Below are 26,320 nucleotides of genomic sequence, written 5' to 3'. Positions count from 1 at the left end.
GAGGTCGCCCTCTCGCCGCGAGCCGGTCTTATAAGGCCGGGCGGGCCGAGGCCCCGGACATGCACACCGCACAGGAGCTCACGCTCGCGCGGCTTCCCTCCGGGGTCCCGATCCGCACGACGGTTCACGTCTACGGCGAGGCGGTCGCGGAGCACGGCGAGGACGCGACCGACCCCACCCGGATCGCGGACGCCGACGGTCCGATCGTCTACGCGCAGGCGGCCCAGCACGGCCGCGAGGTGAACGGCGCTGAAGTGCTCCGCCGACTCCACGAGCGCCTCGTCGGCGGTGAGGCGGGGGACGAGTTCTCCGGAACGCTGGTCGCCGTGCCGGTCGCGGACCCGCTGACGTTCGACCGCGTCTCCTACACGACGCCGGAGGCGCTCGACTCCGTCAACGGGAACATGAACCGATGCTGGCCGGGCGACGCCGACGGGACGATCCACGAGCGCATGGCCGCGAAGCTGTGGGCGTACGCGGGCGGGGCGGACGCCATCGTCGACCTCCACACCGGCTCGCCGACGATGCTGACCCACACCGTCTACATGCGCGGCGACGAGGAGTGTCGGGCGCTCGCGGAGGCGTTCGGCACGGACCTCCTGCTCGCGGAGGCCGCGGGCGACGACGCCGACACGGAGTGGGCCGAGCGCGACTTCGGGGGCAAACTCCGCGTCGCCGCCACCCGCGAGGGGATCCCCACGATAACGCCCGAACTCGCCCACAGCCGGGAGGTCGTCGAGGACGCGGTCGAGGTGGGAGTCGCGGGAACCCTCAGCGCGCTGCGACACGCCGGCGTGCTCGCGGGCGAGGCGGCCGAATGGTCCGGAACGGTCGCGAAGAACCACCTCGGGCGCGTCCGGGCGGCCGACTCGGGGCTGTTCGTCCCCCGCGAGGACCTCTCCACCGGCGACGCGGTCGCCGCGGACGAGCGCGTGGGGACGCTGTACGACCCCACGACCTACGAGACGCTGCAGGTCGCTCGCACCGACCGCGCGGGGATCGCCTACTCGGTCGCCCGCGAGGCGACCGTCACCGCGGGCGGTACCCTCGTCGGCGTCGCCGAGGTGCTGGAGCGCGCGGCCGGTAGCGTTTAGGGCGACCAAAAACAGAAACGCTTATGTAGATTAGGCCCACCTAAACCAGTGTGAACACCACGGTCGATCGGCGACGCCCCGTCGTCGAGCGCGTCGACGTTCACCCTGTCGGGCCGTCCGAGCGGTGCCGTCCCGCCGAGCGCCGCGTGCAGCGTGACGAGCCGTACGTCCGGGGAGGGGGTGGTCGGAACGCGCGGACGCTCACACACGACTGACCACCTTCGGGCCCGGCCGACCGTCTCCGTCGGTCCGGCCGCGGCCCGCTCCCGAACGCCGCGTGGCTGCTGCCGTTCGGGACGCCGGCGTCGATAGTCGCCGGCTGCGGGACGGTCTCCGCGTCCCGCACTCGGCCGACGCACGTCGGCCGCCGGGGAACGCCGTGGGCATCACCCGTTCCCCACCGGACGCGCCCATTCGCGACCGCGCTCGCCCGCGACCGCGGCGGCGCGTCCCCCAGCCGCCCCGACCCCCGCCCGGGGCGGCCGTCTGTCCTTTCGTCCATCGTCACTCGGAGCGGCGCCGCCGACCACCCGCCCGTCCCGTGGTCGCGCTTCGCACGCGCCCCCCGATTCGTAACGTATATCCGTCACAGCGCGGTACGCAGAAATGCGCGTCCGGGTTAGGGTAGTGGACTATCCTTCAGCCTTGTGGAGGCTGAGACGCGGGTTCGATTCTCGCACCCGGACCTTCTCCGAGCGATCGGCCGCTTAGGCGCGGCGTTTTTGATTTTTGACACGTGACCCACCCATATAGGTAAGTAGCCACAAGTCGATCCTATCCCACATGTCTGATGCCAAACCATCCGGAACGCTCGCCGAACTGTACGAGGACCGCATCGGGACCGCGCGGACCGACGACGAGGTCCGCGGCTACTGGCTGTTCGCGCTGGGGGTGCTGTGTGGCGCCCTCGGCGTGATCGTCTTCGCCCTGACGGAGCCGCGAACGGGCGTTCGGGCGCTCGGGTACGCGCTGGTCGCGCTCTCGCCGCCGCTTGCGATGCTCGGGGCGGTCGTCCGGTTCCCGCTGCGCCGGTCGGCGACGACGCTCGCGGCGCTCGGAACGCTGTTGACCGCGCTCGCGGTCGTCTACTTCCTCGTCGTCTTCCCGGACGGATGGTCGCGAAGCGGCGGCAACGGCGTGGTCAACGCGCTCTACGCCGCCGGCATCGTCCTGATCGGACTGGCCGGCGCGGTCGTCCCGATGGTCACCGACCCGGTGTACGAGGAGGTCGAGACGCTCCGCGAGGAGTCGGCCGGCACCGCCGCGGAGATGGAGGAGACCGCCGCGGAGCTCGACGAAACGGCCGCGGAGCTGGAGGAGACGCAGACGCGCGTCCGCGAGTTGGAAGAGGAGCTGGCCGCCGCCAGCGCCGAGCTGGAGACGCTCCGGACCAGCCGCGCGCGCTTCGAGCTCTACGAGGACCGCGCGGGCGAGACGCGCTGGCGGCTGCGCCACCGCAACGGCAACGTCATCGCCGACTCCGGGCAGGGATACAGCAGCCGACAGAAGGCCCAGCAGGGGATGCACAGCGTGATGCGGAACGCGTTCGGCGCGGGCGTGCTCCGGATCGAGCCCGACGAGGGCCAGGAGGATGCGTCCGACGCTGAGGAGGACGGCGCTGTCGAGTCCGGCGAGGCGGACGCGGAGCCGGTGCCCGCTGACGCGGACGACCCCGACGTGGCGGTCCCCACGGAGGACGAGGACGTGGCGAGCCGGGCCACCTTCGAACTGTTCGAGGACGCCGAGGGGGGCTGGCGCTGGCGGCTCCGCCACGAGAACGGCAACGTCATCGGTGACTCCGGCGAGGGGTACGCCTCGAAGTCGAACGCGAAGCGCGCGACCGCCCGCGTCCGCGAGCACGTCGCGGGCGCCGACTACCTCCGGATCGACCCCGCAGCCTTCGAGATCTACCGCGACGCGGCCGGCGACCACCGCTGGCGGCTCGTCCACGAGAACGGCAACGTGCTGGCGGACTCCGGCGAGGGCTACTCCTCGCGCTCGAAGGCCCGACAGGGACTCGACAGCGTCCGGTCGAACGCGCCCGACGCCGACGTCGAGAACGTCTGAGGCGGCCGGTCCGTCGACCGGTTTCCCGACCCCGGCGCACACCTTTATGTGAGTATCGAGACACGGTAACACGTTCCATGAGTGCAACGTTTGAGGTCTTCGAGGACAAGCGCGGGAAGTACCGCTGGCGGCTCCGACACGAGAACGGGAACATCATCGCCGACTCCGGGCAGGGCTACGCCGACGAGCGCGGCGCGCGCGAGGCGGTCGACCGCGTCCGCGACTACGCGCCCGAGGCCGACGTGCTCGACGTCGAGGACGCCGCCTTCGAGGTGTACGAGGACCAGGGCGGCGAATGGCGCTGGCGGCTCCGCCACCGCAACGGCAACATCCTCGCGGACTCGGGCGAGGGGTACGCCTCGCGGTCGGCCGCGGAGGACGCGGTCGACGGCGTCAAGCGCAACGCGCCCGGCGCCGACCAGGAGGAGACGGAGGACTGACCGCGGCGCTGCTCGTCGGCGCGCGCCTCACCGCAGCGGCCCGGCGTCGTCGGAGCCGGCGGCGCCCTCGCTCGGAAGCACGCGCTGCCGGAGCGACGCCGGGCGACCGCCGGTCTGGATCACGTTGAACGCGGTCATCAGGTCCGTCCGCGAGACGAGTCCGACGAGGTTGCCGTTCGCGTCGATGACCGGCAGGCGCCCCACGCCGTGCTCCTGAAGCAGTCGGAGCGCCTCCATCGCGTCGGTGTCGGGCGTGACGCTCTTGATGTCCCGCTCCATGATCTCGGCCACCTCGTAGGCGTCCCGCTCCACCTCGCGGACCTCGCGGGCGTCCTCGAGCGTGACGAGGCCGACGAGGTCGTCGCCGTCCAGCACCGGGTAGCCGGTGTGGCGCTCGCGGAACATCCGGTCGACCAGCTCCGCGACGGTCGTCTCCTCGGAGACCACGTCCAGGTCCTCGCGGGGCGTCATCACGTCCGCGACCTGCACGTCCTGGAAGGCCGCCTTCAGCGTCGTCTGCTGGGCCTCGCCGGAGGCCGCGATGTAGATGAAGAAGGCCAGAAGCACCAGGAACAGGTTCGAGAACAGCCCGATGATGCCGAGCAGGAACGCGAACACCTTGCCGACCTCCGCGGCCTGCTGGGTCGCCTTCGCGTGCGGCTTGCCGCGCGCGAGCAGCGCGCGGAGCACGCGGCCGCCGTCCATCGGGAACGCCGGCAGCATGTTGAAGACGGCGAGCACCACGTTCAGGACGGCGAGATAGCCGAACACGAGAAGCAGCGGGTCGAGGCCCGCGGGCGTCGCGAGGAACAGCCCGTAACAGACCACGCCGACGCCGATGCTGGTGATCGGACCGGCGACCGCGATCCAGAACTCCTGTTTCCAGTCCTCGGGGAGTTCGGCGAAGTTGGCCATCCCGCCGAGGAGCCAGAGCGTGATGGAGTCGATGGCGTAGCCGTAGCGTATCGCCACCAGCGAGTGACCGAACTCGTGGACGAGCACGCCCGCGAACAGCCCCAGCGCGGACGCGAGCCCGATCAGCCACGGGGTCGTCCCCGCCTCCAGCGACGCGACGTCGATCCCCGCGCCCATCGTCTCGTTGACGACCGTCGCGATGGCCGCCACGTCCGAGCCGATCAGGTACGCGAACAGCGGCAACACAAGCAGGAACGTCCAGTTGAGCTTGATCGGAATGCCGAACAGGCGCCCGATCGTGATACCTCGCATGCCTCGCCATTGGCGGGCCGCGCTGATAAAGGCGGGGCGAGCGGTGCCGCGGCCGGCCGAAAAACCGTTCCCCGACGCGCCGCGGACCGGCGAACCGGCCTTATAAGTCCCGCCGGCCGCGAGGGGAGGTATGAGCGACACCGACGGCGACACCGACCCCGACGGCGACACCGACGGCGGCGCGGCACCGGAACCCGTCATCCGACGCGACGGCGAGATCGAGTACGAAGTGGTCGGCGCGGCCGACGGCATGGGGAAGGGCGTCCTGATCGGCGAGGAGCACGGCGCGCCGAACTTCGCGCTCCGGAAGTTCCTGATCGAACCGGACGGCACCGTCCCGCGCCACACCAACGAGGTCGAGCACATCCAGTACGTGCTGGCGGGCGACTACGTGGTGGGTATCGGCGACGAGGAGCACCGCGTCGGCCCGGGCGACTCCCTGCTGATCCCCGCGGGCGTCGAGCACTGGTACGAGAACGACGGCACGACGCGGGCCGCGTTCCTCTGTACGGTGCCCCACGGCGACGACGCCATCGAACTCGTGGAGGAGTGATCGGGGGACCGCGATGACGGGGGAGACGAGGACGCGCGGGGCGCGACCGTGACCCCGGCCGACGCCGAGGCGAAGGCACGGGCGTACTACGACGCCATCGACGCCGGCGACTACGACCGCCTCGCGGCCCTGCTTCGCCCGGAGTTCGTCCACTACCGGCCGGACCGGACCCTCGAGGGGCGAAGCGCCTTCGTCCGGTTCATGCGCGACGAGCGTCCGATGACCGACACCACGCACGCGGTCGACGGCGTCTACCCCGAGGGGATCGGCGTCGCGGTACGGGGGCGGCTCCGCGGCCCCGACGGCGAGGACCTGTTCGCCTTCGTCGACGTGTTCGGCTTCGAGGACGGCGCGGTCGCGGCGCTGGAGACGTACACCGAGACGCTCGACGACTGACGGTTGTGCAACCCTTCGAGACCGGAAGCGCTGCTGTACAGCACGTACCTGGCGGTCGGCGCGCGCGAGAAACGCGCGCGAGGGAGGTCGCGGGCCGGCCGCCTGCGGTGTCTCCAGCGCGCTACTGCACGCTGGAGGCCAGCGGGACGCGGGTTGTCCCGCGCTGCGGTTTCGCGGCCGGCCCGCGGCCGAGGTTGGGGAGGTGCGAGGCCTACGGTGCGGAGCGGGGCGAGGTGGGACTGAAAGGGGCAGCCGGCTCGACCCGGCCCCGGCGCCTCAAGCACCGCAGCGAGCTGTGCGGGGAGCGAGGAGCGCAGAGCGTGCCGCGGCCGGTCGAGCCAGCTGGGGCTTTCTGGGTGGTGCTGTCCAGATCGGCAGGAGCTACGACAGAAACAGAAACGTCGTCCAGAGAGCCGGCTGGGGCTTTCTGGATGTTGCTGTCCCGAACAGCAGGATCAGTAGCAGACACAGAAAACGCGTCGTCGGGAGAGCCGGCTGGGGCGTTCTGGGTGTTGCCGTCCCGATCAGCAGGATCCGCAACTGAGACAGAACAATCGCCGTCCAAAGAGCCAGCAACCGAGACGGAAACCTCCCCAACCCCGTCCACGCCCGAACGCAATCCTTACCGCCGCCCCTCACCGACTGCGTCCATGCGCGAGCAGTTCGAAGTCCGGAACCACGACGGGATGGGCCGGCTCGGCCGGCTGGAGGTCCCGCGGGCGGACCAGACCGTCGAGACGCCCGCCCTCCTGCCCGTCGTCAACCCGAACGTGCTCACGATCGAACCGCGGCGGCTCCGCGAGGAGTTCGGCGCGGAGATCCTCATCACCAACTCCTACATCATCAGGAACACCGACCGCGTTCGCGAGCGTGCGCTGGAGGAGGGGCTCCACGAGCTGCTCGGCTTCGACGGCGCGATCATGACCGACTCCGGCTCCTTCCAGCTGGCGGAGTACGGCGACATCGACGTGACGACCGAGGAGATCCTCGAGTTCCAGCGCGCCATCGGCTCCGACATCGGGACGCCCGTCGACATCCCCACGCCGCCGGACGTCGACCGCGAGACCGCCGTCTCGGACCTGGCGGAGACGAAGGACGCGCTCGCGGAGGCGGAGACGGTCGACACCGGCGAGATGCTGGTCAACGCGCCCGTGCAGGGGTCGACGTATCCCGACCTGCGCGAGGAGGCGGGCAGCCACGCGGCCGCGACCGACCTGGACGTGTTCCCGGTCGGCGCGGTCGTGCCGATGATGAACGGCTACCGCTACGCGGACATGGTCGAGGCCGTGCTGGGCGCGAAGCGCGGGCTGGGCCCCGCCGCGCCGGTCCACCTGTTCGGCGCCGGCCACCCGATGATGCTGGCGCTGGCGGTCGCCTGTGGCTGCGACCTGTTCGACTCCGCGGCGTACGCGCTGATGGCCCGTGACGGCCGGTACCTCACCGTCTCCGGTACCGAGCAGCTGGAGGAGCTCCGCCACTTCCCCTGCTCGTGTCCGGTCTGTGCCGAGCACACGCCCGCTGACGTCCGCGGCGCGCCCGACGACGAGACGGAGCGCCTGCTCGCCGAGCACAACCTCCACGTCACCTTCGAGGAGATGCGGCGGATCAAGCAGGCCATCGCGTCGGGGAACCTCATGGAGCTCGTGGAGCGCCGCGCTCGCGGGCACCCCAGGATGCTCGACGGCTATCGGACCCTTCTGGACCACGCCGAGCAGGTGGAGGCCCACGACCCCGTCTCGAAGGGGAGCTTCTTCTACCTCTCGCGGGAGTCGGCCCGCCGGCCCGAGGTCGCGCGCTACCACGACCGGATCGAACGCCTGCCGGTCCCCGACAGCCTGCTGCTCACGCAATCGAAGGCGCCCTCGGACCACGACTTCGACGAGGCGTGGCGGGTGTGGCCGCCGTTCGGCCCCGCGCCCGCGGCGCTCTCGGAGACGTATCCCCTCACCGCGACCGTGCCCGAGCGCGCCGACCCGGACCTCCAGCGCGCGGCCGCGGCGGGCGTCGCCCGACTCGTCGCCGCCAATCCCGAGGCCGACGTGACCCTCGCCCACGACGACTGGGACGAGCGCGCGCTCGCGGCCGTCCCGGACGCGGTGACGCTGGAGAACCTCGCCGAGTTGCACCGATAGCGAAGCGCGAACGCAACGCAATTGACCGTCCGCCGTCGAGAACGGGTATGACCGACCACTTCGAGGTCCACGAGCGCGACGGCGCCGCCCGACTGGGCGAGTTGCGCCTCGCGGACCCGGTGACGACGCCGGCGCTCGCGGACCCCTTCCTCGCGGACGCGGGCAGCCTCTGGGCCGCCGAGCAGGAGGTTCCCGACGGCGACGACGACGCGCTGACCGTCCTCCCGCATCGCGCGTTCCCCGCCGGCACCCGCGACCCCGTCAAGGAGTCGTTCCGGGTCGACGGCCCGGACGTGGACTACCCCAGCGCCGCGGTCGTGGCCGCGGACGACGCCCGCGACGTGGGCGCCGACGCCTACCTCCTCTCGGACGCCGAGGGGTTCGTCGGCCACGCCGCGGCGTTCGTCGAGGCGATCGTCGACGTGCGCGAGACGCTCCCCACCGACACCGCCGTCTTTCTGTCCGGCGTCGCCACGCCGCGCAACGCCGCGACGCTCGTCTACGCGGGCGTCGACCTGCTGGACGCGACGAAGGCCCGCGCGAGGGGACTGGAGGGGATGTACCTCACCGACGAGGGCGAGTACTTCCTGGAAGACCTCGAGGGACTCCCCTGTGCCTGTCCGGCCTGTGCGACGCCGCGGGAGGCGTTCGACCGCGCCGACTGCGCCGCGCACAACGTCAACGCCCTGAAGGCCGAACTGCGCCGGATCAGACACCGGATCCGCGAGGGGCGGCTCCGCGACTACGTCGAGGGACAGGCCCGCCACGACCAGTGGCTCACCGCGACGATGCGCCGGCTGGACGACCAGTGGGCGTACCTGGAGGAGCGGACGCCGCTCATCCGCGATTCGGAGCTGACGGCCGCGACGGAGGACACCCTCTCGCGCGTCGAGATCCAGCGCTTCGCGGACCGCGTCACCAGCCGCTACCGCAGCCGGCTGACGGACCACCCGCTCGTGCTGGTCCCCTGCTCGGCGACGAAGCCCTACTCCGACTCCCAGAGCCACCGCCAGTTCCACGACGCCATCCAGTGGCGCGGCCACGTCGCCTCCATGACCTCGCCCATCGGCGTCGTCCCGCAGGAGCTGGAGACGACCTACCCCGCCCAGCACTACGACAGCGTCGTCACGGGCGACTGGTCCGGCGACGAGATCGAGTTCGTCGCGGAGGTGCTCCGGCGCTACCTCGAGCGCAACGACTACCCGCGCGTGATCGCGCACGTCCCGGAGGACGGCTACCGCGAGATCTGCGAGCGCGTCGCCGCCGAAGTGGACACCCCCTTCGAGTACACCTGCGTCGACCACCCCACGACGGACGAGTCGCTCGGCGAGCTCAACGCCGCGCTGCAGGGCGAGGAGGCCTACCGCAAGCGCGAGCGCGAGCACGCCACCGTCCGCGCGATGGCGGACTACCAGCTCGGCGACGGCGCCGGCGACGCGCTGTTCCCCGCGGACCTGCGGACGACCGGCCGCTACCCCAAGCTCCAGTCGTGGACCGACGGCGTCGGCGACGACGGCACCCAACTCGCCACCATGGTCCCGCAGTACGGCGTCCTCTCGTTCACGCTCGCGGGCGGGAAGCGCTGGGTGGAGAGCGACGCCCCCACCAAGCGCGTCGAGATCGACGGCTTCGTCCCCCGCGGCTCGGTGCTCGCGCCCGGCGTCCTCGACGCGAGCGACGACATCAGGCCCGGCGACGAGGTCGTCGTCGAGGGCCCGAAGGCGTTCGCGGTCGGCCGCGCGTCCATGAGCGGCCCCGAAATGGTCGACTCCTCGCGCGGCATCGCGGTCGAGATCCGGCACTCCGAGGAGAAGTAGGGGAGCGCGGTCGGCGGAATTTCTGAGAGGGCGGGAGTCGTTCGCCGCTCGTCGAGTTCTCCGAAACCTGACGGTTCGTTCGGAGCCAGTCCGCCGCGTTCGCTAATCCGAGCCACCATCTAGACTGGCCAGGTCGGAAGCGAGGGCGTCCCGTTGTCCCAGCGAACCGCCTCTGCCAGCGCTGGCAACTGCTGAAGTCGGTCATCGAGGACCGCGAGTGGATGCTCATCGAGAAACGCCGCGCTGTGCCGATCGACCGGCGTGTCGTCGTAGTTGAGTTGGACGTGGCAGGGCCCGAGATCCGGATGGTCGGCGTCCTGGTGGAACCCGAGCATCAGGTTTCGGTCCGGCTCGACCCAGTTGATGCGGTAGTACTCGTGGTCGACGCCGGCGGGGTACCAGAAGCGGATCTCCAGTCGTGCGGCCGCCGCGTCGTACGCGTCACTCAGGAACGTCGTCGGATCGACATCCGCGATGACGTACCGGGGCCGCCGTCGGGACGGGCGATACTGCACCGTCTCACACCCGGCCTGCCTCGTCAATCGGTCGTGGACGTCGCGGAGAAGGGTCCGCTGCGTATAGCGGTCGCGACCGGCGAGGAAGATCATCGTGAGAGCGGAGGATTAGCTCGTGGCCCGGTCAGCCACGTCGGTCAGTCGTTCGCGAGCGGCTTCGACGTCGGAGTAGAGTTCCAGCGCGTGCTTGATGAGGCGACGATCCGCCTCGTTCTCGCGCCAGAACGCGATGACGTCGCGGCGGTCGCGAAGCTCGGCACTCGCGAGGTCCCCGTCGGCGAGCGACTGTTCGAGCTCCTCCCACGTCTCGACGTCGTAGGTCGCCTGCCATTCCTCGATCTCCTCGGTGATCGCCGCCAGTTCGCTCCGGAGATCCTCGCGCGTGTTCTCCTCGATGAGCGTGCGGATCTCCTCGAAGAGCAGTCGCGTGTAGTCCGGCTGGTAGCGCGTCGTCTCGCCGGCTTCGACGCGGCGCAACTGGCCCTGCTCGACGAGGGATTGGAGCTCCTCGTTGGTCGTGCTCCAGGCGGCGTCGGCCTGCTCGCTGACCCAGTTGATCGACCGCGGTTCGCGGAGCGTCTCGGCGACCGCTCGAATGCGTTCGCGGGCGCTCATCGACTCGGTCCACGATCGGACCCCATCTTCCGAGGGTTCGGACATGCGTGGCACCTCTTGGAACGATGTTGGTGTCCTACTCGCATATATGTTTGTGGACCCTTGCATAATCGAGAGAAAGCTGCGAGTAGAGGCGTCCGGAGGTCGAAAGGGGATACAGATGGAAGCTAGCCGGTCGCCAACGCCTACCCCTGCCGCGCCACCTCGTGCCGCCCGAAGCCGTACCGCAGACGGTTCGCGAGCCGGCGCGAGAAGCGGCCGTCGTTCCGCGAGTCGAACCGCTCCGCGAGCGCCTGGTAGATGAGCGGCACGGGAACCTCCTGTTCGAGCGCCTCCTCGACGGTCCAGGTGCCGGTGGAGCCGCCCGCGACGTGGTCGGCCACGTCGCCGAGGTCGGATCCCTCCTCCGCGAACGCCTCCTCGCAGAGTTCGAGGAGCCACGACCGGATGACCGCGCCGTTGTTCCACGTCCGCGCGACCGACTCCATGTCGAGGTCGTAGCGGCCGTCGTGGAGCAGTTCGAACCCCTCGCCGTACGCCTGCATCAGCGCGTACTCGACGCCGTTGTGGACCATCTTCACGTAGTGCCCCGCGCCGGACGCGCCCATGCGGTCGTGGCCGTCCGGGCCGGTCGCGACCGCGTCGAAGACGGGCGTCATCGCCTCGTAGGCCCACTCGGGACCGCCGACCATCAGCGAGAAGCCCGCCTCGGCGCTGGCCGGGCCGCCGGAGGTGCCGCAGTCGAGGTACGCCGCCTCGGTCGCCTCCGCGCGGCGGACCGATTCCTCGAAGTGGGAGTTGCCGCCGTCGACGACCACGTCCGCGTCCGTGAGGTGCGGATCGAGATCCGCGAGCGTCCCGTCCACGGGGTCGCCCGCGGGGACCATCAGCCAGATCCGCTTGCCGTCATCGCCGCTCCCCTCGTCCAGTCGGTCACACAGATCCTCGACCGAGTCGGCCGGGTCCGCGCCCCGCTCGGCCGCCTCCGCGGTCGCCTCCGCGGAGAGGTCGAACGCGACGACCTCGTGGCCGGCGTCGAGCGAGCGGTTCACCACGATCTGGCCCATGCGGCCGAGTCCGATGACGCCCAGTTGCATACGCGAGCGGTCGGCGTGCCCCGAGGTAGTGGTTCCGGTTCGGGGGAGCGACGGGAGGACTCCGGCGTGAACTCGACGCTTTCACCCGCGAAACCGCCGACAGAAATCGCCCGCGCGGACCGCGCTTCTCCGGCCGAGGCGCCTATCCGCTCCGCTCGTAGCGGTTGCGGACGACGATCGCGGTCGCGTTCATCGTGACGAGGACGATCAACAGCGTCACCACGCCGGCCGCGACGACGCCGTACCGGAACTCGGCCTGCGGGAAGTTCGCCCACGCGTAGATCTGCATCGGCATCGCGCTGAGCTTACTGAACAGGCTGTCGGGAGCGCTGAACACGGTCGTCGCGGCGCCGATCATGATGAGCGGCGCGGTCTCGCCGATGGCGCGTCCGAGCGCGAGGATGGTCCCGGTCAGGATTCCGGGCAGCGCCTCCGGGAGCACGACGTTCTTCGTCGTCTGCCACCGCGTCGCGCCCATCGCGTCCGAGCCCTGCCGGAGCTCGTCCGGCACCGCGCGGATCGCCTCCTGTGCGGAGATGACGGTGATCGGGAGGATCAGCAGCGACAGCGTGAGCGACGCCGTCACCGCGGTCCCGTAGCCGAATCCGAGCAGGTTCGCGAACAGCCCGAGCCCGAGCAGTCCGTAGACGACGGAGGGAACGGCGGCGAGGTTGGCGATGTTGACCTGGATCAGGCGGGTGAGAACACCGATAGCGCCCGTCTCGGCCGTGTACTCCTCGAGGAACACCGCGGTGCCCACTCCGAGCGCGAACGACAGGAGCGCGACCAGCGCGATGATGATGACGGATCCGACGATCGCCGGGTAGAGGCCGGCGTCCTCGGGCGTCCGGGAGGGCGCCTCGGTCACGTAGCCCGGGTCGAGCCACGGGTCCGGCGCGGGGAGCCCGAGCGTCTGGACGATGAGGGCGCCGACGAGCGTCCCGCCGACCAGCAGCGCCGGCAGGGCCAGCCCCGCGATCCCCTCACCGGCCGCGATCCGGCGGTCGAGGGACGCGAGCGTCGGAACCGCGGTGGTGACGGTGACGAGCAGGGCGGTCTCCGGCGCGGTGCCGACCGTCCCGGCGCCCAGGCCGGCCGCCAGCCCGGCACCCAGCGAGCCGAGACCGACCGCGGCCGCGGCACGGGGCCGACCACGGCGGGCGACGAGCAGCGCGCCGGCCGCCGACAGCGGGACGGCGATCGTCCACACGAACAGCGGGAAGTCCGTCGGATAGGTGTCGATCACGGGCCGGAGCGCCGCCGCGAGGACGACGCCGACCACGGCGACGGGGACCGCGAACGTCTCGAGTCTGGGACGGTCACGGACCCGACCGAGGCCGTACAGCGCCGCACCGGGGACCACGCCGATCGTGTACGCGAGGAACCAGAGCCGGGCGTCGAACACCAGAAACAGGATGCCGATGACCAGCCCGAGCGCCGCGCCGCCGACCACGCGGCCGATCAGCCCGAACCCGACCGCCCCGACCGGCTCCCGACTCGCCGCGAGCGTGAGGATCGCCGCCACGGGCGCGACGACGACGAACAGATACCCGAGTTGCCACGAGAGCCGCGGTATCGGGGCGACGAGCGCCTCGAAGGCGGTGAACGCGGCCGCGACAGCGACGAGACCGCCGCCGAGCGCGACCAGCGCCTTCCGCGTCAGATCGGGGTCGTTCGCGGCGTACAGACAGAAGCCGACGTACGGGAGCACGAGCGCGAGGAAGTAGGTGAGGAGCCACGCCGGACTGGCGTTCGCGAGGTCGAACGCGTCGACGGCGACGTACACCAGAAGCACCGCGAGCGCGACGAGTCCGACCACGGAGGCGCCCAACGAGAGGTACTCGAAAGCGATCCCCTTGATGCGGCTGACCTCCCCGAAGTCGACCTCGTCGGCCGCGTTGCGGGGACCGCCGGCGTCGTCGGTGGCGCCCGCGTCGGACGCGGTGTCGTTCGTCGCCATTCAGTACTCCTCCCGATAGCGGTTGGCGATCCGGTCGCTGATAACGTTCATGATGAGGGTGAGAACGAACAGTGCGAACCCGAGTGCGAACATCGAGCGGTACGGCAGCGACCCGCCGACGAGGTCGCCGTTGGCGATCTGGACCATCGCGACGGTGATCGTCATGCCCGGTTCCAACAGGACGTCGCCCGGGGTGACGTAGGGGATGCCCATCAGCCCCGTCCGGACCGACGGGAGGTTCGCCTGTGCGCCCATCGCGACCACGACCACCATCGTCTCGCCGATGGCGCGCGAGACGGCGAGGATGTACGAGGAGGCGATCCCCGAGATGGACGCCGGGACGACGATGCCCGTCGAGACTTCGAACTTCGTCGCGCCGAGGCCGTAGCCGGCCTGTCGGAGTTCGTCGGGCACCGCGCTCATGGCGTCCTCGCTGATCGACGAGACCATCGGGATGGTCATGATGCCGATCATCAGCGAGGCGGACAGCGCGTTGAACGTGCTGATCTCCGGGAAGAGCGTCGCCTTCAGCGCCGGCGTCACGTAGACGAGCGCGAAGTAGCCGTACACGACCGTCGGAACGCCGGCGAGGACCTCGAGGAGCGGCTTCAGGATCGACCGCACGCGCGGGGTTGCGTACTCGCTGAGGTAGATGGCGGTGAGCGTGCCGATGGGGATCGCGACGAACGCGGCCGTGATCGTCACCACCAGCGTCCCGACCAGAAGCGGGATCAGGCCGAACGCCAGCGACCCGCCTCGCGGGTTGGGCGACCAGTTCACTCCGGTCAGGAAGTCGACGACCGGTACCTCCGAGAAGAACACCACTGCGTCGGATAGGAGCGTGGCGAAGATGGCGACCGTGGTCAAAAGCGTGAGCACGGCACACACCGCAAAGAGGCCGCCGTAGGCGCTCTCCCGGACCCGCTTCGCGCCGCTCGCCCGCGACAGGTCGGGGGCGTCCGCGTCGCCGCTCACGCGGGATCACTCCGCGAGGGTGGGCGGGGCCCCGAGGGGGCTGTTCTCGGCGTCGACTCCGGGTCCGTCGTCGGCCGGTGCGTCGGTCGGCACATGGGGCTCTCAGTTGTTTGCTTCTTCGATGGCAGACTCAAGCTTTTCCATCTGCTGCTCCTTCGTCTCCTGCGTGCTCGGCACGTAGCCCACGTCGCCGGCGACGAGCTCCTCGTTGGTCGTCTGCTCGAGGAAGTAGCGCGCGAACTCCGCGACGTGGTCGTTCCCGAGCGACTCGACCGAGGGGTAGGTGTACAGGCTACGCGAGAGCGGCTGGTACTCGCCCGAGGAGGCCGTCTCCAGGCTCGGCTCGACGCAGCCGTCGCCGTCGTCGATGCCCAGCGCCTTCACCTGGTCGGGGTTCTGGTAGTAGTACGAGAAGCCGAAGTAGCCGATGGCGTACTCGCTGCCCTGGACCCCCTGCACGATGGTGTTGTCCTGCTCGGTCGCCTGGTAGTCGTCGGTGTGGCCGCGCTCCTCGCCCTGCACGTTCTCGACGAAGTAGTCGAAGGTCCCGGAGGTGTCGGCCGCGCCGTAGCGCTCGATCTCCTCGTTCGGGAACTCGTCGCGGACCTCGTCCCACGTCTCGGCCGCGTCTGACTCCCAGATCTGCGCGAGCTCCTCGACGGTCAGACAGTCCACGAAGTCGGCCTCGTTGTTCACGATGACCGTGAGCGCGTCCGTCGCCGCGACCAGTTCGATGTACTCCACGCCGTTGTCGGCGCACAGCTCCTCCTCCTCCTCGGCGATCTCGCGGCTCGCGTTGTTGAAGTCGGTCTCGCCGACGCAGAAGTGGTTCTGGAAGCCGCCGCCGGAGCCGGTCGAGCTGATGTCGATGCTGACCCCGTCGTGTTCGGACGCGAAGTCCTCCGCGATGGCGCTCATCAGCGGGAAGACCGTGCTCGACCCGGCGATGTTGATGTCGCCCGAGAGCCCGTCGTTCCCGCCGCCGTTGCCGTCTTCCTCGGTCGTACAGCCCGCAAGCCCCGCGGTCGCGGCCGCGCCGGCCGCCGCGACGAAGTTCCGCCGGGTTCCCCACGTCCGCTTCGTGTCGTCGGTGTTGTCGACCATCACCCGTAACGAACGCTGGTTCGGGTATGAAGGCTACTATGAGTGCTACCGACCGTTCAGACCAGTATATATCCCTATATCCTCTATATAGACAGATGCAGAACGGACGGGGTATTCGTCAAAACGCCAGAAAAACGAGGTTTCAGGGATTCAGATGCTCTGTGGGAACTGTTGTCATTCGATAGTCGATCTCTGATGGAACCGAAGACCACCACTTCTGACGTGTCGCCTCTCGACTATATATCCCTCCTCGCGGGACGGGACCGCGGCCGGCGGAGCGCCGGGGTTTAGGTCGCGGGAGGCGGAGCGTCGGGCATGGACGAACGCGTCCGCGAGCACGCCGAGGTGCTCGTCGACTGGAGTGCGCGGATCGAGGCGGGCGACGACGTGGTGCTCGACGTGGCCGAGGACGCCCACGAGCTCGGCGTCGCGGTCGCGGAGAAACTGGGCGAGCGCGGGGCCAACGTCGTTCCCACCTACGGCTCCGACGAGGTGACGCGGGCGTACCTCCGCGGACACGGCGGCGAGTTCGACGAGGACCCGGCCCACGAACTCGCGCTCTACGAGCGGGCGGATTCGGTGCTCCGGATCGGCGGCGGTCGGAACACGACCGCGACCGCGGACGTGCCGAGCGAGACGCGCCGCGCCTACCGGACCGCCCGACAGGGCGTCCGCGAGGCCCGGATGGACACCGACTGGGTCTCGACGGTCCACCCGACCCGGAGCCTCGCACAGCAGGCCGGCATGGCCTACGAGGAGTACCAGGCGTTCGTCTACGACGCCGTCCTCCGCGACTGGGAGGCGCTGGCCGACGAGATGGCGACGATGAAGGACCTGCTCGACGCCGGCGAGGAGGTCCGGATCGTCGTCGACCGCGACGACCGGCCGAAGACGGACGTGACGATGTCGATCGACGGCCGAACGGTGGTCAACTCCGCGGCGTCGGTCGCGTACGACTCCCACAACCTCCCCTCCGGCGAGGTGTTCACCGCGCCGTACGCCACGGAGGGGCAGGCGTTCTTCGACGTGCCGATGACGATCAACGCGACCCGCGTCCGGGACGTGCGTCTGACCTTCGAGGACGGCGAGGTGGTCGACTTCGCGGCCGAGACCGGCGAGGAGGAACTCGCCGCCATCCTCGACACCGACGCGGGCGCGCGCCGCCTCGGCGAACTCGGCATCGGGATGAACCGCGGCATCGACCGGTTCACGGACTCGATCCTCTTCGACGAGAAGATGGGCGACACGATCCACCTCGCGGTCGGTCGCGCCTACGACGCGTGCCTGCCCGCGGGCGAGTCGGGCAACGACTCCGCGGTCCACGTCGACATGATCGCGGACGTGAGCGAGTCGTCGTTCATCGCGGTCGACGGCGAGGTCGTCCAGCGGAACGGCACGTTCCGGTGGGAGGACGGGTTCGAGGGATAGGGACACGAGTTCGCGGTGTGTGACCGCCCGCATTTCCGCCCTCCTCCGCCGTACCTGTGGGGCACGTCACTATCCGGTTCCCGACCGGCTCACTCCACCCTGACCGTTCGCGACGCGCGAACCGGCATCAGGGGGAGGTCGGGGAACGTCGTCTCCACGACGAACTCCAACTCGTCCGCGGTCGGGGTGCCGAACACGCCGACGGGGACCGCCGTCCGCCCGTCGAGGTACGTCGTCGTCTCGTTCATCTCCACGTCGTTGACGGTCACGCGGACGCCGACGCGCGCGCCGCCGCCGCGGTTCCGCACCGTCACCTCGACCATCTCGTTCTCGCCGACGGCGACCGTCTCCGGGAACTCCCCCCAGTCCACGTCGATCCGGGGGAGTTCCGCCGCGGCCTCGACGATCCGGCTGGCGACGCCCTCGGCCATCCCCGCGGCCTCGAGCGCGTCGGCGCCGGCGTCCGCGACCGCCGCGGGCGAGGCGAAGCCGGCGTCCGCCAGCGTCTCCGCCCGCCCGGCGCCCACGCCGTCGATGGCGGTGAGCGCGACCGCGTTGCGGGAGACGCCGTGCTCGACGCGGGCCTCCACGCGCGTCCCGAGGTTGGCGGCGCGGGGGCCGGCGAAGGCGTCGAGGAACTCCCGGAGCGCGGCGAGCAGGCGGAGCGCGTTCCGCCGGATCACCCACGCGTCCGAGCGCAGGTCCGAGGGGACCGAGTCGACCGTCGACGCGTGGAGGATGGCCAGCACCTTGCGGTGACCGTTCTCCAGGTCGGTGTCGACGCCCGCGGCCGAGAGCGCGCGGTCGACCGCGTCCGCCTCCGCGGACCGCGCCGAGACGGAGTCGAACTCGTCGGCGGCCGCGACCGCCTCGAGGATCGCGTCGGCCGTGACCGCGTCGCAGTCGGCCAGTTCGCGGAACCGCTCGGCGGTGTCGAGTCGGAGGTAGTACTTCGAGGCGAGCCGGCCGAGCTTCGAGGGGGAGATCCCGAGGTTCTCGTCGGTCTCCGCGAAGCCGGCGTCGACCAGCGCCTCGACCGTCTCCCGCACGCGCTCGCGGACCGCCTCGAAGTCGTACGCCTCGGGCTCCGACCGCGCGCGAACGTAGTAGAAGGTGGTCTCCAGCCACCCCATCACGTCGTCGAGCCCGCGGATCGTCCCCATCGCGATCTCCGCGTTGAGGTGCGCGTCGAGCTCCTCGGCGAGCCGCGACTCGATCTCCTTCCCCTCCGAGAGCAGGCTCCGGTACTTGTCGGCGTCCGAATGGTCACACACCACCCAGCCGTACCCGACGTCGTCGTAGCCGGGGCGGCCGGCGCGGCCGAGCATCTGGACCACGTCGATCGGCGAGATGTCCGTCTCGCCCTCCAGCGGGTCGTGGTACTTCGTGTCCCGGATCACCACACAGCGGGCGGGGAGGTTGACGCCCCACGCCAGCGTCGAGGTCGAGAACAGGATGTCGATCTTCCCCTGTTTGAACCACTCCTCGACGCGGTCGCGGTCCTCCTTGCCCAGCCCGGCGTGGTGGAAGCCGACGCCGTCGAGCACCGACTGCCGGAGCGTGTCGTTCGACAGCTCCGTCGCGTCGTTGTGGAACTCGTAGTCGCCGCGGGCGCCGACCGGCACGTCGCGCTCGGTCAGCTCGTCGCGGGTCTTCTTGGCCGCCTGCACCGTGTCCTGTCGGGAGGAGACGAACACGAGCGCCTGCCCGTCCTCGCGGACGTGGGGGATCGCGAGGTCGAGCGCGCGGTAGAGTCGGCGGTACTTGTCGGCGAACGCGTTCGCGCCGTGACTGTACGTCTTCACGCCGGTCTCCAGGTCTACGGGCCGGTACTCGTCCCCGAAGGCGTAGGTCGTCTCGGGCGGCGCGTCGAGCCACTCCGCCACGTCCTCGATGTTCGGCATCGTCGCGGAGAGCGCGACGATCCGGGGGTCTCGGAGCCGGCGGAGCCGCGAGACGACGACCTCCAGCACCGCACCGCGGCGGTCCGAGTCGAGCAGGTGGACCTCGTCGATGACGACGCAGTCGACCGCGTTGATGAAGTCGTAGCGCGCGGAGTCGTGCTTCCGCGTCGCGGAGTCGGCCTTCTCGGGCGTCATCACGAGGATGTCCGCGCGCTCGGCGCGGCGCGGGTTGAGGTCCCGCTCGCCGGTCACGACGTAGACGGAGTAGCCCAACTCCTCGAAGCGGTCCCACTCCGCCTCCTTCTCGTTCGTGAGCGCGCGCATCGGCGCGATGAACAGCGCCGTGCCGCCCTCCCGCAGCGTCTTGCAGATCGCCAGCTCCGCGAGCGCGGTCTTGCCGGCGCCGGTCGGCGCGGCCGCGACCACGTTCCCGTCCGTCTCGAGGATGCCGGGCAGCGCCTCCCGCTGCATCTCGTTGAACTCCTCGAAGCCGAACGCGTCCGCGAACTCGGGCAGCGCCTCGGCCACCCGCGTCGGCACCTCGCCCTCCGGAGACCTGCCATGCATTACCACAAACCGGGCGCCTCGGGGGGAAAGGCGTTTCTCAATCGGTCGCCAACGCCGGCGCATGCCCAGGTGGCTCCACAGCGGACGCCGGCGCGACATCTGCGCGCTGGTCCACGAGGCGGGCGAGATCCGCGCGCAAGCGCTCAAGAGTCGCCTCGCCGAGCACGCGGACGAGCGCGTGGACCCGCGGACGTTCAGGCAGACGCTCGACGCGCTGGAGAACAGGGGGTTCCTCGCCGCGCGCGTCGACGGCATCGCGGACGTGTACCGCCTCACCGACGAAGGAGAAAAGCGGCTGCTCGACCACTACGAGTGGCTGACGGAACGGATCGAGAACGCGGCGGCCGAGGACTGAGCGCCATCCACAACCGCAGTGAGGGACCGACCCAGCGTCGACGGCTGTCCGTTCAGTGATCGGTGCGGTCGGCGCGCGCGAGGAACGCGCGCGAGGGAGGTCGCGGGCGGGGCGCGCTGCGGTGCGTTGTGGTTTCCGCGCCCCGCCCGCGGCCGAGGCTGGGGAGGTGCGAGGCTGCGGTGCGGTTGCGGTGGGTGAGACTGAACGGGGCAGTCGGCTTTCGAGGTGGTGCTGTCCCGAACAGCAGAGTCCGCGACAGACACGGAACACCCGCAAGAGGGAGCCGACTGGAACGTCCGAACCGAACGACGCCCCCGCGATCGGACCGCCCTCGTCACCACACCCTACGAAAAGTCCCGCGAGCGGCCGCGAGACACGATCAATCGTCCGCGGCGGCCGCCGGGTCGCCGTGGGTGACCTCGTCGCCGAGCAGGTCCATGAACGCCGCGAGCCACTCGGGGTGGTCGGGCCACGCCTGGCCGGTCACGAGGTTCCGGTCGCGGACGACGCCGTCGACCCACGAGCAGCCGGCGGCCTCGACCTCCGCGCGCACCGCCGGATAGGCGGTCATCTCGTACCCCTCCAGCACGCCCGCGGCCGCGAGGATCTGCGGGCCGTGACACAGCGACGCGACGGGCTTGTCCGCCTCGAAGAAGTGTCGGACCGCGTCGAGCACCGCGTCGTACGTCCGGAGGTACTCCGGCGCGCGGCCGCCGGGGACGACGAGCGCGTCGTAGTCCGCCGGGTCGACCTCGGCCATCGTCGCGGTCAACTCGAAGTCGTGGCCGCGCTCCTCGAGGTAGGTCTGGTCGCCCCGGAAGTCGTGAACCGCGGTCTTGACCGTCTCGCCCGCCTCCTTCTCGGGACAGACCGCGTCGACGCTGTGGCCCACCGCTTCGAGGGTCTGGTACGGGACCATGATCTCGTAGTCCTCGCCGAAGTCGCCGACGATCATCAGGATCTGCTTGGACATGGTAACACCGATCACACCTACGCGGAGCAGCGAGATAAAGTTTAAATTGAGGATCAAGTTTCACGAGTCCGGAGAACGCGAGACGGTGGTCCGGGTCCGTCTCGGAACCGGACTCAGATCACTTTCGTCAGGTCGTGAACGACCCCCGCGACCGCGTCCATCGTCTCCTCGTCCACCTGAGCGACGCGTTTCGCGATTTCCTGATGAGGAAGCACATGGAGCGACCACGGGCTAACGTAGCTCGGATACGTCTTGAGTTCGCCCTGGGTCAGCGAATCCGCGGTCAACTCGACCGCCGTCTCGCGGTTCGTGGAAGTGACGACGGCGACGGTGTATCGGTCTCCGTGGAACGGGCGGTTCCGGTTGGACACGACGAGGTACGGTCGAACGCCGCTCTTGAACGTCGCCGGTGCGAGAACGACGCTTCCGTGTGCGTACGCCATTCGTTACGCGTTCTCTCCGAGGTCCGGTGCCGACTCGGCCCACTCATCGTCGTCGCCGTACGCGTCGTCGCCGTACGCCGCTTCGATCTCCCGGAGACTCACCGCGTTGGCGACCCGCGAGGCCGCGACGTCGTCAGCGACCGCCCAGTACGAGTCGACCTTCCGAACGAGACCCCTCTCCCGAAGCCGGGCGAGCGTCTTGTGGACGCTCGAATGGGGAACGCTGGTCATCTCTGCCAATTCCTTGGGAGAAAACCCCATGTCCGGGTGGTCCAGAAGGACCGAGAGGAGCTCGTGCGCGTTCGTCTCCGGTTTGATCGGCGGCGTCTCGTCCGCCGGGTCGAGCTTGATCGGCATAGGTGTCCGCGTCTGTCAGAGTACGTCAGAGATCGTCATAAACGTTACCCGTCAGGACGGAGGCGGATGTCGCTACCGCCGATCCGAGGACTCGAAACGGATGGGCCGGTCACTCCAACTTCTCCTGCCACTCCTGGACCTTCGCCAGCAGTTCGACCGGCGGCGTCTCGTTGACGTCCACGTCCGCGAGCGCGTCGAGGACCGCGGCCGTCTCCGGGTCGAGCGCGGGCTCGTCGGCGGCCGCGGACCCCGCTTCCGGCGCGGACGCCGCCCCGGCCGCGGCGGTCTCGCCGCCGTCCGCGGCGCTGGTCGCGCGGTCGGCGTTCGTCCGCGCCGCGTCCCCGTCGTCCGCGTCGCCGCCTGCGTCGCCGCCGCCCGCGGACGCGAACGATCCGGAGGAGAGGTCGAAGACGACCTGTTCGGTGTCTCCGCCGGATCCGCCGGTCGCCGCGCCGCCGCGCCCGCCCGCGGAGCCGCCCCGCGCCTCGATGGCCTTCTCCTGCCGGAGGCGGTCGAGGACCTCGCCGGCACGGTCGACCACGGGGTTCGGGACGCCCGCCAGGTCCGCGACGTGGATGCCGTACGAGCGGTCGGTGGGCCCCTCCTCGACCGTGCGGAGGAACGTCACCTCGCCGTCGCGCTCGTCGGCCGCGACGTGGACGTTGTGGACGCGCGGGAGGTGGTCCGCGAGCGTCGTCAGCTCGTGGTAGTGGGTCGCGAACAGCGTCTTCGCGCGCACCTCGTTGTGGAGGTACTCGGTGGCGGCCCACGCGATGGAGATGCCGTCGTAGGTGGCGGTGCCGCGGCCCACCTCGTCGAGGATGACCAGCGAGTCCTCGGTCGCGGAGTGGAGGATGTTCGACAGCTCCTGCATCTCGACCATGAACGTCGACCGCCCCTGGGCGAGCTCGTCGAGCGCGCCGACGCGCGTGTAGACGCCGTCGACGAGCCCGATCCGGGCCGACCGCGCGGGGACGAACGACCCCACCTGCGCCAGCAGGGTGATAAGCGCCGCCTGCCGCATGTAGGTGGACTTCCCGCTCATGTTCGGCCCCGTGACGATCAGGAAGCCGCGCTCGCGGTCCATGTGGAGGTCGTTCGGCACGAAGTCGGTCGTCCGCTCCACGACTGGATGCCGACCCGCCTCCACGTCCAGCGGTCCCGGCTCCGCGAGCGCCGGCCGCGTCCAGTCGTTGGCCGCGGCGTGCTCCGCGAACGACGCCAGCGCGTCCAGCTCCGCAACCGTCCGCCCCACGTCCTGCAACAGGGAGGCGCGGTCGGCCACGCGGTCGCGCAGGGACTCGAACAGCTCGTACTCCAGGTCGCCGCGGGCCTCCTCCAGCCGCATGACCTCCCGCTCGCGCTCCTCCAGCTCGTCGGTGACGAACCGCTTGGAGTTCTTCAGCGTCTTTATCTCCCGGTAGTGGTCCGGGACCTCATCCGCCACGGACTTGCCGACCTGGATGTAGTAGCCGTCCGTCTTGTTGCGGTCGACGGTGACGTGCGAGAGGCCGTACTGGCGCTTCTCGCGCTCCGCGAGGGTGTCGAGCCACTCCTTGGCCGCCTCGTGCTCCTCGATGATCGCGTCGAGCTCCTCGTCGTAGCCGCGCTGAAACAGCCCGCCCTGCGTGACGGTGCTCGGCGGGTCCTCCGCGAGCGCCTCGTCGAGCTCGTCGTGGAGCGCGCGGGCGGCCTCGCGGTCGGGCCGGTCGAGCACCGCGGCCACCGGCGAGTCAGCGAGCGGCGTGTCGGAGACGGCGTCCGCGAGCGCCGGCAGGAGCCCGAGCGTGTCCCGGACGGACAGCAGCTGGCGCGCGCCGGCGCTCCCGCTCGTGGCGCGGGCGGCGAGCCGTTCGAGGTCGTAGGCGCCCTCCAGCACCTCCCGGAGCCGGTCGCGGGCCAGCGCGGCGGACGCCAGCGCCTCCACGGCGTCGAGCCGGCGGTCAAGCTCCGCGCGGTCGCGGCGCGGGCGGGTGATCCACTCCCGGAGGAGCCGCCCGCCGGGGCTGGTGACGGTGTGGTCGACGGCGTCGACCAGCGACCCCTCGCCGTCCCCGCTCATCGTCTCGGTGAGTTCGAGGTTGCGCTGCGTGGTGGCGTCGAGCTCGACGTGGTCGTCCGCGCCGTAGGCGGTGAGTCGGGTCATCGACGCCAGCACGCCCGCGCCGGTCTCCTCGACGTACGCGAGGGCCGCGCCCGCCGCGCGGAGCGCCGGCTCGGAGTCGAGGCCGACCGCGTCCGCGGTCTCGTCGCCGAACTGCTCGCGGACGGCGTGTTTCGCGCGGCCGGGCGCGAACGCCTCCGCGTCGTGGACCGAGAGCGCGGCGTCGACCGCCTCGCGGATCGCCGACAGCGTCGCGTCGTCGTTTCTGACGGCCGGCCCGGGCAGCACCTCGACCGGGTCGAAGCGGTAGAGTTCGGCACGCGCCTCGCCGCGGTCCGCGACCTCCGTCACCAGAAATCGGCCCGTCGTCACGTCGGCGAAGGCCAGTCCGTAGGGGCCGTCCGCGTCGGTGTCCGCGCCCGTGTCGGGGCCGGCGCTGGAGCGATCTCGACCGCCGGACCCGGCGCGCACCACCGCGGCGAGGTACTGTGCGTCGGCGTCGGTCGTCTCCAGTAGCGTTCCGGGGGTGACGATCCGCGTGATCTCGCGGGCGTGGCCGCCGTCCTCCGTGTCGTACTGGTCGGCGACCGCGACCCGGTAGCCGCGCTCGACGAGCGCCTTCAGGTAGGGGGTCAGCTCCGAGAGCGGGACGCCCGCCATCGGGTACGAGGAGCCGTGCGAGGACTTCTGGGACACCTTCAGGTCGAGCTCCTCGCCGACCGTCTCGGCGTCGTCCGCGAAGAACTCGTAGAAGTCGCCGCACTGCATCGCGAGGAGGTCCGCGTCGGCCTCCGCCTTCAGCGAGAGGAACTCCCCGACGATCCCTTGAGCCATACCCGTACTCCCGCCGTGGCGCGCTAAAACCCTGCGGGTCGGCGCGGGTGTGGGGACCGATCCGTCGCGGCGCGTGTCGGCGGGACGGCACCGCCGCTCTGCGGCTCGGCGGCTGCCGCGTCGTTGACCCGCCCCTACCCGGTGGGTCCCCGACGCGACGTGTCGGATCCCCTCGCCCGACTTTGAAGCTTTTCCGTTCCGTGACGGGGGGAGACGACCGCGAGCCCCGGCCCGCGGCTACCGGTCCAGCGCCGTCGGGTTCACCGCGCCCGGTCCCTCCCCCACGTCGTAGCCGCGGCGGAGCGCCTCGCCCATCTCCCCGACGCTCGCCTCGACCGCGGCCCGGAGCGGTTCCCCGCGGGCGAGCCGGGACGCGACCGCGCTCGAGAGTGTGCAGCCGGAGCCGTGCGTCGCGCGCGTTTCGACGCGAGGCGACTCGATGCGGAATGCGTCGATGGCTGCGCTTCCGCCGTCCCCGCCGGAGCGGCCGGGCGACAGCGCCAGCACGTCCACGACGGCGTCGCCCGGCAGGTGCCCGCCCGTCACTAGCGCGGCTTCGGCGCCCATTCCCACGAGGTCCCGCGCCGCGGCCGCCGCCGCGTCGGGATCGGTCACCTCGCGGTCGGTCAGCACCGCGGCCTCGTCGGCGTTGGGGGTGACGAGCGTCGCCGCCGCGATCAGGTCCTCGTAGGCGGCCTCCGCCGCGGGCGCCAGCAGGCGGTCCCCCGTCGCGGCCACCATCACGGGGTCGACGACGAGCGGGGCCTCGGCGCCAGAGAAAGCCTCGGTCACGGCGGCGACCGTCTCCGCGGTCGCCAGCATCCCGGTCTTGACCGCCCGCACCGCGAAGTCCTCGCGGACCGCCGCGATCTGCGCCGCGACGTGGTCGGTCGGGACCGGATGCACGTCCGTCACCCCCTGCGTGTTCTGTGCGGTCGTCGCCGCCACCGCCGAAGTGCCGAAGACGCCGTGAGTGCTCATCGTCTTCAGGTCCGCCTGGATCCCCGCCCCGCCGCCGCTGTCGCTGCCCGCGACGGTCAGCGCCACCGGCCGCGAGACCGGATCGTACGCGTCGGTCATGTTCGGTCGATAATAATCTCTCGGTTGTATTAGCTGGTTGTGGTTCGGGACAGTGGCGTGACCGCGCGGTTGCGGAGCGGTTGGAGGTGGTTGCGGGGCGGTCGCGGTACTGTGCGGTCGCGGTACTGTGCGGTCGCGGTACTGTGCGGTCGCGGTACTGTGCGGTCGGCGCGCGCCGCGGCGACCTTGTGTCGCCGCGACCGCGCGAGGGAGGCCGCGGGCCGGCCGCCTGCGTTGCGGTTTCGCGGCCGGCCTGCGGCCGAGGTTGGGGAGGTGTGAGGCC

Annotated in this window: 21 protein-coding genes, 1 tRNA gene and 1 pseudogene; 10 read left to right on the top strand and 13 right to left on the bottom strand. The window is 70.7% G+C overall.

Features of this window, described 5'->3' with window-relative positions; genetic code table 11:
- The first annotated feature begins 59 nt into the window (after nt 1-59).
- The 4 genes and pseudogenes from ACQE3L_RS10690 (at nt 60) to ACQE3L_RS10675 (ending at nt 3,601) form a co-directional block, all read left to right on the top strand.
- The gene (locus ACQE3L_RS10690; protein WP_426963770.1) at nt 60-1,094 is read left to right on the top strand and encodes a succinylglutamate desuccinylase/aspartoacylase family protein; all 1,035 of its coding nucleotides are present in this window, start codon (nt 60-62) and stop codon (nt 1,092-1,094) included.
- Between the two features lie 50 nt (nt 1,095-1,144).
- On the top strand, nt 1,145-1,309 hold the full coding sequence (locus tag ACQE3L_RS10685) for a hypothetical protein (RefSeq protein WP_426963769.1): 165 nt from the start codon (nt 1,145-1,147) through the stop codon (nt 1,307-1,309).
- A gap of 398 nt (nt 1,310-1,707) precedes the next feature.
- A tRNA-His gene (locus ACQE3L_RS10680) sits at nt 1,708-1,780 on the top strand.
- 97 nt (nt 1,781-1,877) lie between these two features.
- Nucleotides 1,878-3,601 (top strand): annotated as a pseudogene (locus ACQE3L_RS10675) (HVO_2922 family protein).
- Between the two features lie 27 nt (nt 3,602-3,628).
- Here the strand turns inward: ACQE3L_RS10675 and ACQE3L_RS10670 are convergent.
- On the bottom strand, nt 3,629-4,828 hold the full coding sequence (locus ACQE3L_RS10670; RefSeq protein WP_426963768.1) for a M50 family metallopeptidase: 1,200 nt from the start codon (nt 4,826-4,828) through the stop codon (nt 3,629-3,631).
- Between the two features lie 130 nt (nt 4,829-4,958).
- Here ACQE3L_RS10670 and ACQE3L_RS10665 point away from each other — a divergent pair, with 130 nt between their 5' ends.
- The 4 genes from ACQE3L_RS10665 to arcS all read left to right on the top strand — a co-directional run bounded on the left by ACQE3L_RS10665 (nt 4,959) and on the right by arcS (nt 9,726).
- A complete protein-coding gene (locus ACQE3L_RS10665; protein WP_426963767.1) occupies nt 4,959-5,381 on the top strand; it encodes a cupin domain-containing protein in 423 nt (140 codons plus the stop codon).
- A gap of 48 nt (nt 5,382-5,429) precedes the next feature.
- The gene (locus ACQE3L_RS10660) at nt 5,430-5,777 is read left to right on the top strand and encodes a nuclear transport factor 2 family protein (protein ID WP_426963765.1); all 348 of its coding nucleotides are present in this window, start codon (nt 5,430-5,432) and stop codon (nt 5,775-5,777) included.
- Nucleotides 5,778-6,427: 650 nt separating this feature from the next.
- Nucleotides 6,428-7,909 (top strand): tRNA guanosine(15) transglycosylase TgtA, encoded by a 1,482-nt coding sequence (tgtA, locus tag ACQE3L_RS10655; protein WP_426963764.1) that lies wholly within the window; start codon nt 6,428-6,430, stop codon nt 7,907-7,909.
- Between the two features lie 47 nt (nt 7,910-7,956).
- Nucleotides 7,957-9,726, top strand: a complete 1,770-nt coding sequence (gene arcS, locus ACQE3L_RS10650; protein WP_426963763.1) for an archaeosine synthase subunit alpha — start codon at nt 7,957-7,959, stop codon at nt 9,724-9,726.
- 119 nt (nt 9,727-9,845) lie between these two features.
- Here the strand turns inward: arcS and ACQE3L_RS10645 are convergent, their stop codons facing one another.
- The 6 genes from ACQE3L_RS10645 to ACQE3L_RS10620 all read right to left on the bottom strand — a co-directional run bounded on the left by ACQE3L_RS10645 (nt 9,846) and on the right by ACQE3L_RS10620 (nt 15,992).
- Entirely contained in the window at nt 9,846-10,334 is a 489-nt protein-coding gene (locus tag ACQE3L_RS10645) for a hypothetical protein (protein WP_426963762.1), read from the bottom strand.
- A 15-nt stretch (nt 10,335-10,349) separates the two neighbouring features.
- Nucleotides 10,350-10,901, bottom strand: coding sequence for a DUF7342 family protein (locus ACQE3L_RS10640; RefSeq protein WP_426963760.1), 552 nt, complete (start codon nt 10,899-10,901; stop codon nt 10,350-10,352).
- A gap of 140 nt (nt 10,902-11,041) precedes the next feature.
- Nucleotides 11,042-11,953: a decarboxylating 6-phosphogluconate dehydrogenase gene (locus ACQE3L_RS10635; RefSeq protein ID WP_426963759.1), complete on the bottom strand. Its 912-nt coding sequence runs from the start codon at nt 11,951-11,953 to the stop codon at nt 11,042-11,044.
- Nucleotides 11,954-12,095: 142 nt separating this feature from the next.
- Nucleotides 12,096-13,913, bottom strand: coding sequence for a phosphate ABC transporter permease PstA (pstA, locus tag ACQE3L_RS10630; RefSeq protein ID WP_426963758.1), 1,818 nt, complete (start codon nt 13,911-13,913; stop codon nt 12,096-12,098).
- Nucleotides 13,914-14,888 carry a phosphate ABC transporter permease subunit PstC gene (gene pstC, locus ACQE3L_RS10625; protein WP_426963757.1) on the bottom strand — a complete coding sequence of 325 codons (975 nt, stop codon included), beginning with the start codon at nt 14,886-14,888 and terminating at the stop codon, nt 13,914-13,916.
- A gap of 102 nt (nt 14,889-14,990) precedes the next feature.
- Complete coding sequence (locus tag ACQE3L_RS10620; protein ID WP_426963756.1) at nt 14,991-15,992, bottom strand: PstS family phosphate ABC transporter substrate-binding protein; 1,002 nt, start codon at nt 15,990-15,992, stop codon at nt 14,991-14,993.
- A 315-nt stretch (nt 15,993-16,307) separates the two neighbouring features.
- Between ACQE3L_RS10620 and ACQE3L_RS10615 the strand changes: the two genes are divergently transcribed.
- Entirely contained in the window at nt 16,308-17,420 is a 1,113-nt protein-coding gene (locus ACQE3L_RS10615; RefSeq protein WP_426963755.1) for an aminopeptidase, read from the top strand.
- 89 nt (nt 17,421-17,509) lie between these two features.
- Here the strand turns inward: ACQE3L_RS10615 and ACQE3L_RS10610 are convergent, their stop codons facing one another.
- Nucleotides 17,510-19,891, bottom strand: a complete 2,382-nt coding sequence (locus ACQE3L_RS10610; protein WP_426963753.1) for a DEAD/DEAH box helicase — start codon at nt 19,889-19,891, stop codon at nt 17,510-17,512.
- Nucleotides 19,892-19,952: 61 nt separating this feature from the next.
- Here ACQE3L_RS10610 and ACQE3L_RS10605 point away from each other — a divergent pair, with 61 nt between their 5' ends.
- On the top strand, nt 19,953-20,246 hold the full coding sequence (locus ACQE3L_RS10605) for a PadR family transcriptional regulator (RefSeq protein WP_426963752.1): 294 nt from the start codon (nt 19,953-19,955) through the stop codon (nt 20,244-20,246).
- A 379-nt stretch (nt 20,247-20,625) separates the two neighbouring features.
- Here ACQE3L_RS10605 and ACQE3L_RS10600 read toward each other — a convergent pair whose 3' ends face one another.
- From ACQE3L_RS10600 to thiD, 5 genes are all read right to left on the bottom strand, one after another.
- Nucleotides 20,626-21,219, bottom strand: coding sequence for a DJ-1/PfpI family protein (locus tag ACQE3L_RS10600; protein WP_426963751.1), 594 nt, complete (start codon nt 21,217-21,219; stop codon nt 20,626-20,628).
- Between the two features lie 113 nt (nt 21,220-21,332).
- Nucleotides 21,333-21,662 carry a type II toxin-antitoxin system PemK/MazF family toxin gene (locus tag ACQE3L_RS10595; RefSeq protein ID WP_426963750.1) on the bottom strand — a complete coding sequence of 110 codons (330 nt, stop codon included), beginning with the start codon at nt 21,660-21,662 and terminating at the stop codon, nt 21,333-21,335.
- A 3-nt stretch (nt 21,663-21,665) separates the two neighbouring features.
- Nucleotides 21,666-22,019: a MarR family transcriptional regulator gene (locus tag ACQE3L_RS10590; RefSeq protein ID WP_426963749.1), complete on the bottom strand. Its 354-nt coding sequence runs from the start codon at nt 22,017-22,019 to the stop codon at nt 21,666-21,668.
- 109 nt (nt 22,020-22,128) lie between these two features.
- Nucleotides 22,129-24,957 (bottom strand): DNA mismatch repair protein MutS, encoded by a 2,829-nt coding sequence (mutS, locus tag ACQE3L_RS10585; RefSeq protein WP_426963748.1) that lies wholly within the window; start codon nt 24,955-24,957, stop codon nt 22,129-22,131.
- A 237-nt stretch (nt 24,958-25,194) separates the two neighbouring features.
- Complete coding sequence (thiD, locus tag ACQE3L_RS10580; protein WP_426963747.1) at nt 25,195-26,037, bottom strand: bifunctional hydroxymethylpyrimidine kinase/phosphomethylpyrimidine kinase; 843 nt, start codon at nt 26,035-26,037, stop codon at nt 25,195-25,197.
- Nucleotides 26,038-26,320 lie beyond the last annotated feature (283 nt).

This window comes from Haloparvum alkalitolerans (assembly GCF_050122995.1).
Lineage (GTDB): Archaea > Halobacteriota > Halobacteria > Halobacteriales > Haloferacaceae > Haloparvum > Haloparvum alkalitolerans.
Note: the sequence above shows the minus strand (reverse complement) of the source record. Positions and strands in the feature narration are given on the sequence as shown.

Excerpts from the sequence above, each read along its gene's own strand:
- ACQE3L_RS10610 (WP_426963753.1), bottom strand. The coding sequence starts at position 19,891 with ATGCATGGCAGGTCTCCGGAGGGCGAGGTGCCGACGCGGGTGGCCGAG.
- ACQE3L_RS10635 (WP_426963759.1), bottom strand. The coding sequence starts at position 11,953 with ATGCAACTGGGCGTCATCGGACTCGGCCGCATGGGCCAGATCGTGGTG.
- ACQE3L_RS10590 (WP_426963749.1), bottom strand. The coding sequence starts at position 22,019 with ATGCCGATCAAGCTCGACCCGGCGGACGAGACGCCGCCGATCAAACCG.
- ACQE3L_RS10595 (WP_426963750.1), bottom strand. The coding sequence starts at position 21,662 with ATGGCGTACGCACACGGAAGCGTCGTTCTCGCACCGGCGACGTTCAAG.
- ACQE3L_RS10620 (WP_426963756.1), bottom strand. The coding sequence starts at position 15,992 with ATGGTCGACAACACCGACGACACGAAGCGGACGTGGGGAACCCGGCGG.
- ACQE3L_RS10665 (WP_426963767.1), top strand. The coding sequence starts at position 4,959 with ATGAGCGACACCGACGGCGACACCGACCCCGACGGCGACACCGACGGC.
- ACQE3L_RS10690 (WP_426963770.1), top strand. The coding sequence starts at position 60 with ATGCACACCGCACAGGAGCTCACGCTCGCGCGGCTTCCCTCCGGGGTC.
- ACQE3L_RS10645 (WP_426963762.1), bottom strand. The coding sequence starts at position 10,334 with ATGATCTTCCTCGCCGGTCGCGACCGCTATACGCAGCGGACCCTTCTC.
- ACQE3L_RS10605 (WP_426963752.1), top strand. The coding sequence starts at position 19,953 with ATGCCCAGGTGGCTCCACAGCGGACGCCGGCGCGACATCTGCGCGCTG.
- ACQE3L_RS10670 (WP_426963768.1), bottom strand. The coding sequence starts at position 4,828 with ATGCGAGGTATCACGATCGGGCGCCTGTTCGGCATTCCGATCAAGCTC.
- arcS (WP_426963763.1), top strand. The coding sequence starts at position 7,957 with ATGACCGACCACTTCGAGGTCCACGAGCGCGACGGCGCCGCCCGACTG.
- thiD (WP_426963747.1), bottom strand. The coding sequence starts at position 26,037 with ATGACCGACGCGTACGATCCGGTCTCGCGGCCGGTGGCGCTGACCGTC.
- ACQE3L_RS10640 (WP_426963760.1), bottom strand. The coding sequence starts at position 10,901 with ATGTCCGAACCCTCGGAAGATGGGGTCCGATCGTGGACCGAGTCGATG.
- pstA (WP_426963758.1), bottom strand. The coding sequence starts at position 13,913 with ATGGCGACGAACGACACCGCGTCCGACGCGGGCGCCACCGACGACGCC.
- ACQE3L_RS10615 (WP_426963755.1), top strand. The coding sequence starts at position 16,308 with ATGGACGAACGCGTCCGCGAGCACGCCGAGGTGCTCGTCGACTGGAGT.
- tgtA (WP_426963764.1), top strand. The coding sequence starts at position 6,428 with ATGCGCGAGCAGTTCGAAGTCCGGAACCACGACGGGATGGGCCGGCTC.
- ACQE3L_RS10600 (WP_426963751.1), bottom strand. The coding sequence starts at position 21,219 with ATGTCCAAGCAGATCCTGATGATCGTCGGCGACTTCGGCGAGGACTAC.
- mutS (WP_426963748.1), bottom strand. The coding sequence starts at position 24,957 with ATGGCTCAAGGGATCGTCGGGGAGTTCCTCTCGCTGAAGGCGGAGGCC.